The organism is Streptomyces sp. M92, assembly GCF_028473745.1.
Lineage (GTDB): Bacteria > Actinomycetota > Actinomycetes > Streptomycetales > Streptomycetaceae > Streptomyces.
Genome location: NZ_CP101137.1, coordinates 5015347 through 5030461 on the forward strand (window position 1 = coordinate 5015347; position 15115 = coordinate 5030461).

Genomic DNA, 15115 nt, shown 5'->3' on the forward strand with positions numbered 1-15115 from the left:
CGCCTCTCGTCGTCGAGCTCGCATGCCGCCAGCACCATACCCACGGGTATGCCGGACCCCGCGGCCTGGGGTGACGGGCCTGTTTCGGGGACGTTTCCGGCCTATTGAGGAACGTGCGGATCACGCCATCCGGTCAGTTCGCGACTCAAGTACCGATCAAGAACCGGTCTCTTACGGACTTGGAACGTTCGAACTCTGTGACTTCGCGCCACTGATTCAATACGCAAGGTTACCGAAATCCATGGGGTCGAGATGAGTTTCGGGGCCGGACTCGGCAGACTCGCGCTCGCCGTTCCGGCACCCACCGGTGCGGACCGGCGACCACCCTCATCCCGAGCGGAAGGATGCACACAATGCGGAACACCGCGCGCTGGGCAGCGACTCTGGGCCTGACGGCCACCGCCGTCTGCGGGCCCCTCGCAGGGGCCTCCCTCGCCTCCCCGGCCACCGCCCCCGCGTCGCTCTACGCCCCCTCGGCCCTCGTGCTGACCGTGGGCCACGGAGAGAGCGCTGCCGTCGCCGCACCGGTACGCGCGGTCACCCTGACCTGTACCCCCAGGGCCTTGGGAACCCATCCCGACGCCGAGGCCGCCTGCGCCGAACTGCGCGGCGCGGGCGGCGACTTCGACGCCCTCAGAGCGGACCCCGGCGTCTTCTGCACCCGCGAGTACGCCCCCGTCGTCGTCACCGTCGCCGGCGTCTGGCAGGGCAGGCACGTCTCCTACGAACGCACCTTCGCCAACGAGTGCGTGAAGAACGCGGGCAGCGACAGCGTCTTCACGTTCTAGGACCGGGGCCGCCCGGCCCGTGCGGTGTGACCGGCTGCTCGCTACTGGGGAGTGCGAGCGGCCGCCGTACGGGAGGCGCGGCCCCGCACCGGGGACGGCGGACGGAGTGGGGCCGTCCGCCGTTCTCCGGGACCGGGAGGCAGTGGGGCGGTCGGCGGGGGATCAGCTCCTCACCGACGGCCCGTCGCCGGGGGATCAGCTCCCCGCCGACGGCCCGTCGCCGGGGCCGGACGACCTCGCGCGGTGGCTGGTGTCGCACCAGGGGTAGCGCCGGCTGCGGCGGCAGGTGCACAGCGCGACCCGGAAGCGATCGGAGGACACCGTCGTCCCGTCCTCAAGCTCCACCTCCACCGGCCCCTCCACCAGCAGCGGCCCCCGGCGCTGGACCTTGACCCGGACCGGGTCGCCGGACGAGGGGCGAGAAGAGTCAGACGGGGAGTTCGGCACGGACGACCACCAGCTCCTCCTCGTCGTCGGCCAGGGACAGCAGCCCGCGCTGCCGCAGCCAGCCTTCCCGGCCGCGCACCACGGGACCGAACGCGATCCGTCGCCGCCGGGTCACCGCCGCCTTCAGCCCGGCCTCGCGCAGATTGCCCACGGTCCGCTCCGGATCGCTGAGGGCGGACTGCACCAGCAGCAGCACGCCGCCGGGGCGCAGCAGGCCGGGCACCTCCCGGCAGATCCGGTCCAGGACCAGCCGGCCGTCGTGGCCCGCGTCCCACGCCCGGGCCGCACCGCGCGGCGGGCGCCTCGCACCCGGTGCCGGCACGTACGGCGGATTGGCCAGCACCAGATCGAACGTCTCGCCGCGCACGGGCGTGAAGAGGTTGCCGTGCTGGACACGGACGCGCAGCCCGGCCCGCGCGGCGTTCAGGCGGGCGGCGCACACCGCGCGCCACGACACGTCGACCGCGGTCACCCGGCCGCCCCGCCGGGCCGCCGCCAGCGCCAGGGCGCCCGTGCCGGTCCCCACGTCGAGTACGGCCGCGCCCGGCGGGAGCGACTCGTCGGACAGCGCCCCGGCCAGCAGGGCGGTGTCCTCCTGAGGGGCGTAGACGCCCGGAAGCACCATGAAATTCACGGAACCCAGGTACCCCGCCCGTCACGGAGTATGGGCCGCGCCGGACGGCTCGGGGGACCGGTCGGGCAGCCGGGTCCGCAGGGACGACCTGCCGCTTCGCCAGTCGGAGAGCAGCCGGGCCCCGAAGCGGTCCTCCAGGAAGCCGGTGGCGTCGATGCCGAAGACGACGTCCGCCGCGAGCTGAGGTTCCTGCTCCAGGAGGCCGTCGATCACCTCGTGCCGGACGATCTGCTCGTGCACCGCGTCGGCCTCGACGTGCTCGTCGTAGAAGTGTTCGGCGGCGGGACCGGCGCCGGTGCGGCGCATCGCCTCGGCGAGCCGCCGCGAACCGGGCGACGAGGTGATCTCGACCGCCGCGAAATGGCCGACCAGGGCGCCGCGCAGGGACCGGTGCAGACCGAACAGCGACATCATGTTGACCGTGGCCAGGCACTCGGCCGAGGCCGCGTCGAGATACCGCCCGTACGCCGTCTCCAGGCCCAGGTCCGTCATCAGGTCGGCGAACAGCCGGGCGTGCACCCGCTCGGCACGGCCGCCGCCGTACTCGTCGAACTCCACCGCCGCCATCGCCGCCTTCGCCCTGCCCCACAGCCGCGGCAGCACCCAGGCGTGCGGGTCGGCCTCCTTGAGGTGGTACAGGGACCGCTGGGCCGCGTACTCGCGCAGCTGCCACAGCTCGCCCTCGTCCCGCAGGAAGTGGCTGACGCCCTTCCCGTCGACGGGCTCCACGAGCAGCGCCCCTACCGCCTCCGCCACGCTGTCGTGGACCGGGGCGTCGGCCCGCAGCGCGGACAGGAAGCGGTCCTCCAGCGCGGCCCGGACACGCAGCAGGGCGGGGTCCCACTCGAGGCCGGGGGACACACCGGCGAAGCCCCGGTAGTGCAGCTCGTAGCACTGGTACAGGGCGAGTTGCAGGTCGTCGCCGTAGGGTGACGCGGCGGCGACCGTCTCCGGGTCCGGGAGCGGGCCCGTCCCGAGCAGATGGGCGCCGACGGCCTCGGAGAGCGGGCCCCGGGCCGTCGGCGGCCGTGGTCCTTCGCGGTCGAACTCCATGTGCGGCGGGTACCCGGACGGCACCGCGGCACCCCTGCCCGCGCACGGCGGGCGGCGTCTCACTCTCCTTCGGCGTCCTCCTGGGCTCCGGTGTTGGGCGAGGTGGCGTCGCCCGCCTCGCCCCGGCGCGGGCCCTCGTCGGACTCGGCGTCGCGCGGCCTGACCTCCTCGATCTCACGCAGGACCTCGTCGATGGCGGTCTCGGGCTCGTTGTGGTCGGAATCGCCGTTCCGGGACACGGATGCTCCTCTCCTCGTACGACCGGACCCCTTCGGCCCGGCCCGTTCACGCGGTCAGCCCGACGTGCCCGCGATGCGCAGGGGCACCGCGGCCGGGGCGGTCACCTCGTCGCTGTGGCGGGTGACCTCCGCCCACCAGGCGGGGCCGTCCTCGATGTGACGCAGCAGGACGCCCTCGCGGATCGCCCAGGGGCAGAGCGTGACCGACTCCAGGCCGGTCAGCTTCATCGTGGTGTGCCCGACCACCGCCCCGGCCAGGCTCTGCGCCGCGCGCGGCGCGGAGATGCCCGGCAGCCGGGCCCGCTCGTCGGCGGTGAGCGCGGCGAGGCGGTCGGCCGCCTCACCCAGGTCCGAGCAGAGCATCCGGCGCTCCACGAACGGACCGTGCCGGCCCGGCGGCGCCCCGCACAGCCGGCCCAGCTGCTGGAAGGTCCGGGAGGTCGCCACCGCGGTGCGCGGGCCCTCCCAGCGGATCCGCGCGGCGACGTCCCGCAGCTGGTGGCGGACCTTGCGGCGCATCGCCCGCACCTGCTCGGGCGGCGGCGCCTGCTCGCCGCCCTCCAGGAACTCGTGGGTCAGCCGGGCCGCGCCCAGCGGCAGCGAGGCGACGAAGTCGGGCAGCCGGCCGCGGCCGAAGGCGATCTCCAGCGAGCCGCCGCCTATGTCGAGCAGCGCGAGCGGCCCGGCCCGCCAGCCCATCCAGCGCCGGGCCCCGAGGAAGGTCAGCTCCGCCTCCACCTCGCCCGGCAGGGTGCACAGGGCGACGCCCGTACGGGCACGAACGGTGCGCAGCACCTCCCGCCGGTTGGGCGCGGCCCGCACCACGGCCGTCGCGAAGGCCAGCGGGCCGGCCGCGCCCCACCGGGCCGCCGTCCGGCTCGCGCCCTCGACCGCCTCGACGAGCCGCTCCACGGCCTTTTCCGGCACCGGGCCACCCGGCTTGACCTGCTCCGACAGCCGCAGCCGCCACTTCGCGGTGTGGACCGGCAGCGGTACCCCGCCCTCCGCGTCCGCCACCATGAGCCGGACCGTGTTCGACCCCACGTCCACCACGCTGATACGCATGAGGCGCAGGTACCCGTTTCCGGCCGGTCCAAGGGCCTTCCCGGCGGGTACGGCCGGAAACCGCACGGTCCGGGTCAGGCCAGCTGCCGCCGCACCAGCTCGTGCAGCCGGCCCCCCGTGTCCGCGAGCAGCTCGGCGGGCGGACCCTGCTGGGCGACCTTGCCGTCCTCCATCACGATCACGCGGTCGGCGTCCAGCACCGTGGACAGGCGGTGCGCGATCACCACCCGGGTGGCGTCGATGGCCTTGGTCGACTCGATCACCCGGCGCTGCGTCTCGTTGTCCAGGGCGCTGGTCGCCTCGTCGAAGAAGAGGATGCGCGGCCGGCGGATCAGCGCCTGTGCGATCATCAGCCGCTGCCGCTGGCCGCCGGATACCGCCCCGCTGCCCGAGACGATGGTGTGCAGCCCCATCGGCATCCGCTTGATGTCCTCGGCGAGCCCCGCCATCTCGGCCGCCGCCATCGCCTCCTCGGGCGTGTACGGCTCGGTGCCGCAGATGACGTCCAGGATGGAGCCGTTGAACGGCTGGGCGTGCTGGAGCACCACCCCGCACTGCCGGCGCACGGCCGACTGGTCGAGCGCGGCCAGGTCCTGGCCGTCGTACAGGACGCTGCCCGACAGCGGCCGGTCGAAGCCGATCAGCAGCCGCAGCAGGGTCGACTTGCCGCAGCCGCTGGGGCCGACGACCGCGACGAACTCGCCCGGCCGTACGGCGAAGGAGACGTCGTCCAGGACCAGCGGCCCGTCGTCGGTGTACCGGAACGACAGCCGCCGCGCCTCGACCGCCCCCGACAGCGGCCCCGGCCGGGTGCTGGCCGTGCGCACCTCGGGCGTGGCGTCCAGAACCGGACGGATCTCCTCGAAGAGCGGCAGCGCGGCCACCGCCGACACGAACGCGCCGGTCAACTGGGTGACCGAGGTCAGCAGCATCGTCACCGACGCGTTGAAGGTGAGGAAGTCGGCCGCCGACATCGAACCGCGCGCCGGACCCGCCAGCAGCATGAACATCAGCAGCGTGCACAGCGGCAGGTACACCGCGCCGAGTACCGAGTTCAGGTTCTTGATCCGCCCCGCCCGCCGCTGGAGCTCCCGGCTGCGCGCGAACTGCTCCGCCCATGCCGCGTAGGCGTAGTTCTCGGCGGCCGCCACCCGCAGCTTGGGCAGCCCGCGCAGGGTCTGGAACGCCTGGTTGTTCAGTTTGTTGGTGAGCTTCACCAGCCGCCGCTGCCAGCGCACCTGCCACAGTCCGAGCCCCAGGAACACGCCGGCGACGACCACCAGCATGCCGATCGCCGCGAGCGCCATCGGCACGCTGTACCAGAGCAGCAGCGCGAGGTTCATCGCCCCGACCGTCACCGACTGGGCCACCGTCGGACCGACGCCCGCCAGCAGTCTGCGGATGGCGCTGATGCCCATGGCCGCGCTCGCCAGCTCGCCGGTGGAGCGCTCGGTGAAGAACTTGGTCGGCAGCCGCAGCAGCCGGTCCCACACGGCGGGCTGGAGCGTCGCCTCGACGCGGCCCTCCAGCCGCAGGATGGTGAGGTTCTGCAACAGCATGAAGGCCGCCGCGACGACACCGCTGAGCATCACCGCGAGACACACCTGCGCGATCAGTCCGGTCTGCGCCTTCGGCACGAACTCGCCGAGCACCTTGCCGGTCGCGACCGGCACCAGCGCGCCCAGCGCCACCGTCACCAGCCCGGCGAGGACCAGCCCGGTCAGGTCACCGCGCGTGCCCGTCAGACAGAAGCGCAGCAGCCGCAGCGGGCTGAGCCGCCGCTCGGGCAGCGGCCGGTAGAACATCACCGCACGCGGCTCGAACTCCTCCGCGTTCGCCTTCTCGACCGGCGTCCGGCGCCCGGTCGCCGGATGGACGGCCACATAGCCGCCGCGCCGCCACAGCAGCGCGACCGGCGCGCCCGACAGGGCCCGGTGGCCGACCAGGGGCCCGACGTCGTCCCGCCACCAGCGGCCGTCCAGCCGCACGGTGCGGGTGCGCAGGCGCGAGGCGACGGCGATCCGCTCGACCGGATCGATCCGGTCGCTCTCCGTGCCGTTCCGCGCGGGCTCGGCGAGGGGGATCCCGGCGGCGCGGGCGACCAGTTGGCAGGCCGCGTACGTGGCGTCGGCGTCGGCTGCCGTGCTCCGCTGTCCCGACCGCTTGCCGATGGAGGCCAGCAGTGTCCGGTCCGCCTGCGCGCGCACCGCCTCACCGGCCTTGATGCCGGCCGCCGTACGGGTCTCGTGGGTGCGCTCCAGCTGCTCGATCCAGCGGTCCAGCGTGGTCAGCAGGCGGTGCTGCTGGTCGACCATGCTCTGCCACAGCGCGGGGTCCATCAGCAGGTCGGCCGCGGCCTCCTCGCCGTACAGCGCCCCGTACTGCACGCTGCCCGGCGGGACCTGCATCCAGAACACGTCGTCGTCGGTGGGCGCCGCCGCCCGCTCGCTCGCCATCGGCGCCTGGAACAGGACGGTCAGACCGCGGCCCACACCGAGGGCGAGGGCGTACTCCAGCGGGCTCGTCGTGGGCGGCACGTACTGCGGATCGCCGTACTCGTCGTACGACCAGGTCTGGGTGCTCGCCGGCTGGTACAGCTCGCGCAGTTCGATGCGGTGCACCACGCAGTCCCGCAGCGGACGGGCGACCAGGGTGTGCCGGGGGCCGGCGACCGGCCCGAGCAGCACCGAGCCCGCCTCCAGCCTGCCCAGGTGGTGCCAGTGGCCCTGCTCCCCGGCGTCCACCGCGAACAGGTCCACCGCGCCGGACGCCACCAGCCACAGCACCTGCGGCCCTTCCAGGTCGAGGCGGCCGAACCCGGCGCAGTCCACGCGGGTGCCCAGCGAACCGAGCGCCCCGAGGACGAGGTCGCCCTGCCCTTCGTGCACGGCTGTCATCTCACCGCTCCCTGACCAGCGCCGCGTACGCGCCACCGTGCGCGACCAGCGCCTCGTGCCGCCCGCGCTCCACGACCGTGCCGTGCTGGAGCACGACGATCTCGTCGCTGTCCCGCACCGTGCTCAGCCGGTGCGCGATCACCACACAGGCGCAGCCGCGCCGGCGCAGGTTGTCCATGACCACCAGTTCGGTCTCCGCGTCCAGGGCGCTGGTCACCTCGTCGAGTACGAGGATGCTCGGCCGGCGCACCAGGGCCCGCGCGATCTCCAGCCGCTGGCGCTGCCCGCCGGAGAAGTTCCGGCCGTCCTGCTCCACCCTGCTGTGGATGCCGCCCGGCCTGCGCATCACGACGTCGTACAGCGCGGCGTCGCGCAGCGCGTCCACCACGGCGTCGTCGGGGATCGACGGGTCCCACAGGGCCACGTTGTCGCGCACGGTGCCCTCGAAGAGGAAGACGTCCTGGTCGACGAAGGAGACGGAGGACGCGAGCGCCCCGCGCGGGATGTCCTCCAGCCGCTGCCCGTCGACGCGGATGACACCGTCCCACGGGGCGTACAGGCCCGAGATCAGCCGGGACACCGTGGACTTGCCGCTGCCCGACCCGCCGACCAGCGCGACCTGCTGCCCCGGTCCGACGGTCAGGTCGAAGCCGGTCAGCAGGGGCTTGTCCAGCGGGTTGTAGCCGAAGGAGACGTTCTGCAGCTCGACGTGGCCGTGCAGCCTGCGGGTGGAGTCGGCGGCGCCGCCCGGCCGGTCGTAGAGCGGGTCGGCGCGGAAGTTCTCCACGTCCTTGAGCCGGGCCACGTCGGCCGCGAAGTCCTGGATGCGGCCCGCGACGCCGTTCAGCCGGGTCAGCGGAGCCGTGAAGCGGACCACCAGAGCCTGGAAGGCGACCAGCAGACCGACCGAGATGTGCCCCTCGACCGCCCGCATGCCGCCGATCCACAGGATCAGCCCGCTGTTGAGCGTCGCCAGCGTCGGCGCGACCACGCCCAGCCAGGCGCTCGGCACCCCGAGCCGCTGCTGCTCCTCCAGCGTGGTGGCGTGCTGCCCCGCCCACTTGCGGAAGTAGCCGTCCTCACCGCCGGTGGCCTTCATCGTCTCGATCAGCTGGAGACCGGTGTACGCGGTGTTGGTCAGCCGCGCCGTGTCCGCCCGCAGCTTGGCCGTACGGGTCGCGCGCAGCCGGATGACGATCCGCATCGCGAGGATGTTGAGCAGCGCCACGCCGATGCCGACGAAGGTGAGCTGGGGGTCGTACGTGTACAGCAGGACGGCGTACAGGACGACGACGATCGCGTCCACGCCCGCCGCCGCGAGGTCCCGGGCCAGGGTCTCGGCGACCGCGTCGTTCGACTGGAGTCGCTGCACCAGGTCGGCCGGGCTGCGCTGGGAGAAGAAGGTCACCGGCAGCCGCAGCAGGTGGCGCAGGAAGCGGGCGCTGGAGAGGGTGGAGGAGATGATGCGGCCGTGCAGCAGGTTCGCCTGCTGGAGCCAGGTCAGCACGATCGTGAGCAGCACGCAGGCGCCCATCGACGCGAACAGCACGCCCAGCAGCGAGGTCTGCCCGCCGATCAGGAACATGTCGATATAGGTACGGCTGAGCGCGGGCACGGCCGCGCCGACCGCCACCAGCAGCAGGCTCGCCAGCAGGGCGGCGGGCAGCGTGCCCGCGGTGCCGCGCAGCCGGGCCGGCATCGCGCCGAGCACGCCCGGTCTGCGGCCGCCCCGGGTGAAGTCCTCACCGGGCTCCATGGTGAGCACGACCCCGGTGAACGACCCGTCGAACTCCTCCAGGGAGACGAAACGGCGGCCCTTGCCGGGGTCGTTGACGAACACCCCGCGGCGGCCGAAGCGGCGCCCCATGCCGTCGTAGACGACGTAGTGGTTGAACTCCCAGAAGAGGATGGCCGGCGCCGTCACCTCCGCGAGCGCGGCCAGGTCCATCTGCATGCCCTTGGCGGTGAATCCGTAACTCCGGGCCGCCTTGAGCAGGTTGCTGGCGCGCGAGCCGTCGCGGGAGACGCCGCAGGCGATGCGCAGCTCCTCCAGCGGGACGTGCCGGCCGTAGTGGGCGAGCACCATCGCGAGGGAGGCGGCGCCGCACTCGACGGCCTCCATCTGGAGCACGGTGGGCGTGCGCACCGTCTTCGCCCGCGCCTTGGGCACGCTGCGCTTCGGCGGGGCGGCGCGGCGTCTGCCCCGGGTCTCCCGTGCGGTGGTCTTCTGTGCGGCGCTCACGGCAGCAGCCAGTCGACGGGACGCTGATCGGCCAGCCGGATGGACCCGGTGGCCATGGTCATGGAGGTCAGCTCGAACGGGGGCCCGTCCGCGGACGACCACTGGTAGCCGCTCTTCGTGGACTTCGAGGTGTCCAGCCGGACCGTCACGGCCACCGGCCTGCCCTCCTTGGTGAACTGTTCGCCGAGCCCGCTGTCGCCGAGGAACGCGGCGATGGACTGCGCCGACTGCGCCGAGCGGTCCACCGACTTCACCTCCCCGTGCAGCACGCCGTACTGCTGCGCCGGCACCGACTGGACGGTCAGGTCGACGGAGGCGTGCGCGGGGATGGCGGCGGCGTTCTCGGCGGGGACGTAGACGGTGGCGTAGAGCGGGTCGTCGGCGTGGGCGACCCTCTCCACGGCGGCGACGTTCGCGCCGGTCCGGATGATCTGTCCGGCGGTGGCGGCGAGCGCGCTGACCCGGCCCGCCTCGAGCGTGCGGACCACGGCCTCGCCCTCGCTCGTGCGCACCTTCAGCACGGGGGAGTCGGCGGGCAGTCGCTGTCCCTGGCGGGCGAGTACGGCGGTGACCTGGCCGGAGACGGGGCTCTGGAGGAGGTAGCTGCCCTGGCCGTGGGTGAGGACGGCGGGGGCGCTGACGGTGGAGGCCACCGAGCCGCCGACCGCCCACACGGACGCGGCGGCCATGGCGACAACGGTCACGGAGAGCACCAGCCAGCCCTGCGGGCGGGCGAAGCGGACCGGGAGGTCGAGCTCCTCCGGCGACTGGAGTTTGGCGAGGGCCTGTTGGCGGAACTGCACGTCGGACGTATCCCAGTGTCTTGCGGAAAGGCGCGGGGAAACCGCCGAGAAGTCCCGGAGCCTGGCAGGCTCCGGGACTCAGCGGTACCAGGGCGCGATCAGAGACCGGCGACCAGGTTGGTGACCGGGGCCGTGTTCAGGCCGGTGACGCCCTCGACGGTGCCGACGGCGGTGTTGACCAGGCCGGAGACCGGGGCGATGCCGTCCACCAGGCCGGTGACGGTGCCGACGGCGTTCACGTTCAGACCGCCGGAGACGTTGTCGAGGTCGGCGTCGGAGATCTCGACGGTCTCAACCTGGGGGGTGGAGTTCATGATGGAACTTCCCTTCGTATAGCCATTTCACAAGGGGGGAGCGGCCCCCTCTGGGGACAGATGACGGCCGCGACCGCGGGCGCCGGGCGCCCGTTTCCGGAGCCCTCCGCGGCCCCCGCGGTGCGATGGATCAAAGCACGCGGCCGGTCCGGCCTTCCAATCAATCACCCCCTCTCACCAGGGCACTTGCGACGCCCAGGCGCCCAAGCGTGCAGGCGTGGGCACGCCTTCGCGGCGACTTCTTCACACGGGCCACGACATCGGCCCGCGCGACCCCTTGCCCGTACCCAGGCGAATCCGGCACTCCCGCCCCAAAGGCGTACGGCGCGGTGCGGGGTTGTGCAGATCCTCCAACGGGGGTGACCGGGTTGGGCATTCGATGTGCAGATTCACTGAAGCAGAGATTCCGCTCCGTGATCGGAACGGACCGTTGCCGACCGGATGCGGAGAGTGCTGATCCGGGGTGATCGCACGGCCCGGCTGAACGCCCCGCCCCGCCCGTGCGTACCAAGTGCCGTCCAGACGCCCCCAGGCAGCCGCCGGTTAGGCGGCACGGACCCCGTCCCAGGAGGTCGAGCAGGTTGAGTCACAAGCGAATTCCGAAGCGCAGGGCCGCGATGGCGGCGGGCGCCGTGGTGGCACTCGGCGCCGCCGCCGTCCTGCTGCCCAACGCCAACGCCTCCCAGGACGGCGCCGGAGCCGACGACGCGGCGGCACCGAGGACCCTCAAGGCGGCGGACGCGTCGGATCTCGCCTCACAGCTCGCCGGCCTGCTCGGCGACGCCTTCGCCGGCTCCTACTACGACGCCGACGAGCAGCAGCTCGTCGTCAACGTGGTGCCCGGCGACAACAACCAGGTCATCGTGCAGGCGAAGCAGGCCGGCGCGGACGTGCGCGAGGTCGACAACAGCATGAGCGAGCTGCGGACCGGCGCGCGGACCCTGAAGTCCGAGGCGACCATCCCGGGCACCTCGTGGGCGATCGACCCGCGCACCAACAAGATCCTGGTCACCGCCGACAGCACCGTCACCGGCGCCGAATGGGACCGGCTGGAGTCCACGGTCGAGGAACTCGGCGCGGGCATGGCGACCGTCAAGCGGTCCGCCGGCACCTTCAAGACCTTCGTGTCGGGCGGCGACGCCATCTTCGGCGGCGGCGCGCGCTGCTCGCTCGGCTTCAACGTCACCGCGGGCGACGGCACCCCCGCCTTCCTGACGGCCGGTCACTGCGGCGTCGCGGACGACCAGTGGTCCGACGCGCAGGGCGGAGCGCCGATCGGCACCGTCGACGAGGCGGTCTTCCCCGGCCAGGGGGACTTCGCGCTCGTCCGGTACGACGATCCCGCGACCCAGGCGCCGAGCGAGGTCGACCTCGGGGACCAGACGATCCGGATCAGCGGGGCCGCCGAGGCGACGGTCGGGCAGCAGGTCTTCCGGATGGGCAGCACGACCGGGCTGGCCGACGGGCAGGTCCTCGGCCTGGACGCCACCGTCAACTATCCCGAGGGCACGGTCACCGGCCTCATCCAGACGAACGTGTGCGCCGAACCGGGCGACAGCGGCGGCTCCCTGTTCACCCAGGACGGCCTGGCGATAGGCCTGACCTCGGGCGGCAGCGGCGACTGCGCGGTCGGCGGCGAGACCTTCTTCCAGCCGGTCACCACCGCGCTGGAGGCCGTGGGCGCCACGCTGGGCGGCGATGCCGGCGGCGACGGACTGGCCGGGGGAGACGAGGCCGGCGCGGGTGACCAGACCGGCGAGGATGCGGCCGGGGGCGGTGACGCCGTCGGCGGTGGTGACACCGTCGGCGGTGGTGACGGGCAGGGCGGTGCCGTTGCCGGGGTCGGTGAGGACAGTGCCGGAGCCGGGGGCGCGGGCGCCGGCGCGGGTGCCGGCGGCGATGACGGCTCTGGTCCCACGGGCTGATCCCGACACCGCGCACCGGCACCCGTAGCGGGTCCGGCCCTCCCGCCGGAGGGCCGGACCGGCACGCGAGGCGACCCTCACCCGCTCGCGTTCCGCGCCGCCCGCCCAGCCCGGCCCCTTTCTCCTCCCGATCGACTCTTCCCGCCCCGCAGGGGCTGCGCCGATGCCCCACAAGCGCTGTAATGGCGGCGTGGTCAGTGAGGGCGCGGTGGAACGCGGAGCGAGGACGCTGCGTGCCGAGGGTGCCCTGAAGGCGATCGTCTCCGTGCCGGACCCGGCGGAGCGGTTGCGCCGGGTGCTCGAACAGGCGCTGGTCTTCGCCGGAGCTTCCTTCGCCGCCCTCTACACACCCGGTGAGAACACCGAGCTGCTCTGCCTGGCGGAGTCGGTGGGCGTGCCGCGCACCCTGTACGGCGTACGCGACGGCTACCCCTCCTCGGGCGGCTCCCCGGTGGCCGACGCGCACCGCGAGGGAACGCCGGTGTGGCTCGGACCCGAGGAGTTCGCAGGTTCCGCGGAGTCCCGGCACGTGCCGTCGAGCGGCTTCTCCCTCGCCGCCCTGCCCGTGCGCGGCGACGGCGGCGGCTGCCTCCTGGTCCTGACCGAGCGCCCGGAGGGCTTCGGCGCCGAGGACCGGGCCTGCCTGGAACTGATCGCCCAGACCGTCACCTGCCCGGCCCCGGCCGTGGCCGCCGAGGGCGAGGAACTGCGGCCCGGTGCCTTCTCGCTGGCCATGGACACCGGCCGGGTCGAGGTCGGCGACGACATCCTGCGGCTGTTCGGCCTCGCGCCGGGCGAGTTCGACGGCAAGGTCGAGACGCTGCTCGGCCTCACCGTGCCCGAGGACCTGCCCTCGCTGATGTCGGTCACGGAGGCCGACCACATGTCCATCGGCGACCGCGAGCTGGAGTTCCGCGTGCTCCAGCCCACCGGCCCGCCGAAGTGGCTGCGGCTCAGCGGGCGCCTGCTGCCCGGCGGCGAGGGCCGGCCCGCCCGCCTCGTCGGCACCGTCGCCGACGCCTCCACCTTGCGACCCGACGTGACCGACGTGGCCCGCGTCCAGCGCCTCGCCGCCGCGCTGGCCACCGCCGGCACCGTCCGCGACGTCAGCCAGGCCGTGGTCGCCGCCCTGCGCAGGCCGCTGCGCGCCGACCGGATCGCGCTGGCCGAGCTGGAGAACGACCGTCTCGTCGTCACCGTCCTCGACCCGCCCGAGCCCGAGTCCTGGCCCGAGCTGTGGCGGCTGGAGTGGCGCACCGAGTGGCCCGACGCGCCGGTGCGGGCCATGCCCACCCTCGCCGCCGCGCTGCGCGAGGGCCGCGCCCGGATCTGGCCCGCCGGCACCGGCGACCTGGAGCCCGCCCTCGCCGACGTCGGCCCCGGCGGCCTCGCCGTACTGCCGCTGCCCGCCGGCGGCCGCATGGCCGGCGCCTGCCTGATCGGCTGGGACACCCCGCACGACTTCGGCCCCGACGAACGCGCCCTGCTCACCGCCTCCGCGGGCCTCGCCGGTCAGGCCCTGATGCGCGCCCACGCCTTCGACGCCGAGCACGAGCTCGTCGGCATGCTCCAGCGCCAGCTGCTGCCGCGCCGCCTGCCGAAGCTGCCCGGCGCGGTCGCCGTCGCCCGCTACCTGCCCAGCACGGCCGGACTGGAGCTGGGCGGCGACTGGTACGACGTCATCCCGCTGCCCGACCACCACGTGGCCCTCGTCATCGGCGACGTCCAGGGGCACAGCGCGGGCGCCGCCACCCTGATGGGCCAGATGCGCACCGCCCTGCGCGCCTACGCCGCCGAGGGCCACCCGCCGGACGTGGTGGTCTCGCACGCCAACCGGCTGCTCATGGACATGGAGACCGACCTCTTCGCCACCTGCGTCTACGTCGACCTCGACATGGAGGCCGGTTCCGCCTGGTGCGTGCGGGCCGGGCACCCGCCGCCGGTGCTGCGCCACCCCGACGGGAGCACCGAGATCGCGGAGGTGGAGGGCGGCCCGCCGCTGGGCGTGGTCCGGCAGGCCGACTTCCCGATGAGCCCGCTGCGCCTGCGCCCCGGCACACTGATCGCCCTCACCACGGACGGCCTCGTGGAGTCCGCCGACGCCGACATCGACGAGGGCATCGAGCGCTTCGCACACGCGCTGGCCGTCTGTGACCCCGCCCACCTGGGGCTGGTCGCCGACGCCCTGCTCGGAGGCGCCCGCCGCAGCGACGACGTCGCCCTGCTGCTGGTGCGCTACGACGGGATGGCGGTGCGGCCGCTGCGGGAGAGCTGGTCGGTGTGGCGGCTGCCCGAGGCCGTACGCCACGCCCGCCGCTTCACCCGGCGCACCCTGCGCTCCTGGGGCGTGCCGGACGTCGACGTCGACGGCGTCCTCCTGATCGTCTCCGAACTGGTCACCAACGCCCTCGTGCACACCGACGGCCAGGTCCGCCTCGACCTCGCCCTGATCAACGGCCGGCTGCGCGTCGCGGTCGCCGACGCCTCGCCCCGTACGCCCGTCAAGCCGACCAGCATCGGCTGGGAGGCCACCGGCGGACGCGGCATCCTCCTGGTCGAGGCGATGTCGGCGACCTGGGGGACCCTGCCGGTCAGCGGCGGCAAACAGGTCTGGAGCGAGGTCCCGGTGGGCCGCGGCCGTGGATAGGTGCCGGCGCCGCCCGGCCGGGTACCCGGCGCCCACACCACGACCGAGCAGCAGAATGAGG

Annotated in this window: 12 protein-coding genes; 3 read left to right on the top strand and 9 right to left on the bottom strand. The window is 73.7% G+C overall.

Annotated features, from left to right (window positions below; translation table 11 throughout):
• The first annotated feature begins 353 nt into the window (after positions 1 to 353).
• Positions 354 to 788 carry a protease inhibitor gene (locus tag M6G08_RS22515; RefSeq protein WP_272588965.1) on the top strand — a complete coding sequence of 145 codons (435 nt, stop codon included), beginning with the start codon at positions 354 to 356 and terminating at the stop codon, positions 786 to 788.
• A gap of 195 nt (positions 789 to 983) precedes the next feature.
• Here the strand turns inward: M6G08_RS22515 and M6G08_RS22520 are convergent, their stop codons facing one another.
• The 9 genes from M6G08_RS22520 to M6G08_RS22560 all read right to left on the bottom strand — a co-directional run bounded on the left by M6G08_RS22520 (position 984) and on the right by M6G08_RS22560 (position 10482).
• On the bottom strand, positions 984 to 1235 hold the full coding sequence (locus M6G08_RS22520; protein ID WP_272588966.1) for a CDGSH iron-sulfur domain-containing protein: 252 nt from the start codon (positions 1233 to 1235) through the stop codon (positions 984 to 986).
• Positions 1216 to 1860: a HemK2/MTQ2 family protein methyltransferase gene (locus M6G08_RS22525; protein ID WP_272588967.1), complete on the bottom strand. Its 645-nt coding sequence runs from the start codon at positions 1858 to 1860 to the stop codon at positions 1216 to 1218. The genes M6G08_RS22520 and M6G08_RS22525 overlap by 20 nt, the downstream gene beginning before the upstream one ends.
• Before the next feature lie 30 nt (positions 1861 to 1890).
• Positions 1891 to 2922 (bottom strand): iron-containing redox enzyme family protein, encoded by a 1032-nt coding sequence (locus M6G08_RS22530; RefSeq protein WP_272588968.1) that lies wholly within the window; start codon positions 2920 to 2922, stop codon positions 1891 to 1893.
• Positions 2923 to 2981: 59 nt separating this feature from the next.
• Entirely contained in the window at positions 2982 to 3161 is a 180-nt protein-coding gene (locus M6G08_RS22535) for a hypothetical protein (protein WP_272588969.1), read from the bottom strand.
• 54 nt (positions 3162 to 3215) lie between these two features.
• A complete protein-coding gene (locus M6G08_RS22540; protein WP_272588970.1) occupies positions 3216 to 4226 on the bottom strand; it encodes a Ppx/GppA family phosphatase in 1011 nt (336 codons plus the stop codon).
• Positions 4227 to 4300: 74 nt separating this feature from the next.
• The gene (locus M6G08_RS22545; protein ID WP_272588971.1) at positions 4301 to 7123 is read right to left on the bottom strand and encodes an NHLP bacteriocin export ABC transporter permease/ATPase subunit; all 2823 of its coding nucleotides are present in this window, start codon (positions 7121 to 7123) and stop codon (positions 4301 to 4303) included.
• 1 nt (position 7124) lies between these two features.
• Positions 7125 to 9293, bottom strand: coding sequence for an NHLP family bacteriocin export ABC transporter peptidase/permease/ATPase subunit (locus tag M6G08_RS22550; protein ID WP_443049016.1), 2169 nt, complete (start codon positions 9291 to 9293; stop codon positions 7125 to 7127).
• 68 nt (positions 9294 to 9361) lie between these two features.
• Complete coding sequence (locus M6G08_RS22555) at positions 9362 to 10168, bottom strand: HlyD family efflux transporter periplasmic adaptor subunit (RefSeq protein ID WP_272588973.1); 807 nt, start codon at positions 10166 to 10168, stop codon at positions 9362 to 9364.
• 98 nt (positions 10169 to 10266) lie between these two features.
• The gene (locus M6G08_RS22560) at positions 10267 to 10482 is read right to left on the bottom strand and encodes a hypothetical protein (RefSeq protein ID WP_019327743.1); all 216 of its coding nucleotides are present in this window, start codon (positions 10480 to 10482) and stop codon (positions 10267 to 10269) included.
• 581 nt (positions 10483 to 11063) lie between these two features.
• Between M6G08_RS22560 and M6G08_RS22565 the strand changes: the two genes are divergently transcribed.
• Both M6G08_RS22565 and M6G08_RS22570 read left to right on the top strand, forming a co-directional pair.
• Entirely contained in the window at positions 11064 to 12407 is a 1344-nt protein-coding gene (locus M6G08_RS22565; protein ID WP_272588974.1) for a S1 family peptidase, read from the top strand.
• Between the two features lie 163 nt (positions 12408 to 12570).
• Positions 12571 to 15054 carry a SpoIIE family protein phosphatase gene (locus tag M6G08_RS22570; RefSeq protein ID WP_272588975.1) on the top strand — a complete coding sequence of 828 codons (2484 nt, stop codon included), beginning with the start codon at positions 12571 to 12573 and terminating at the stop codon, positions 15052 to 15054.
• The last annotated feature ends 61 nt before the right edge of the window (positions 15055 to 15115 follow it).

Bases quoted from the DNA above. Each gene is read 5' to 3' on its own strand.
- M6G08_RS22515 (WP_272588965.1), top strand. From the start codon at position 354: ATGCGGAACACCGCGCGCTGGGCAGCGACTCTGGGCCTGACGGCCACC.
- M6G08_RS22525 (WP_272588967.1), bottom strand. From the start codon at position 1,860: ATGGTGCTTCCGGGCGTCTACGCCCCTCAGGAGGACACCGCCCTGCTG.
- M6G08_RS22530 (WP_272588968.1), bottom strand. From the start codon at position 2,922: ATGGAGTTCGACCGCGAAGGACCACGGCCGCCGACGGCCCGGGGCCCG.
- M6G08_RS22540 (WP_272588970.1), bottom strand. From the start codon at position 4,226: ATGCGTATCAGCGTGGTGGACGTGGGGTCGAACACGGTCCGGCTCATG.
- M6G08_RS22545 (WP_272588971.1), bottom strand. From the start codon at position 7,123: ATGACAGCCGTGCACGAAGGGCAGGGCGACCTCGTCCTCGGGGCGCTC.
- M6G08_RS22560 (WP_019327743.1), bottom strand. From the start codon at position 10,482: ATGAACTCCACCCCCCAGGTTGAGACCGTCGAGATCTCCGACGCCGAC.
- M6G08_RS22570 (WP_272588975.1), top strand. From the start codon at position 12,571: ATGCCCCACAAGCGCTGTAATGGCGGCGTGGTCAGTGAGGGCGCGGTG.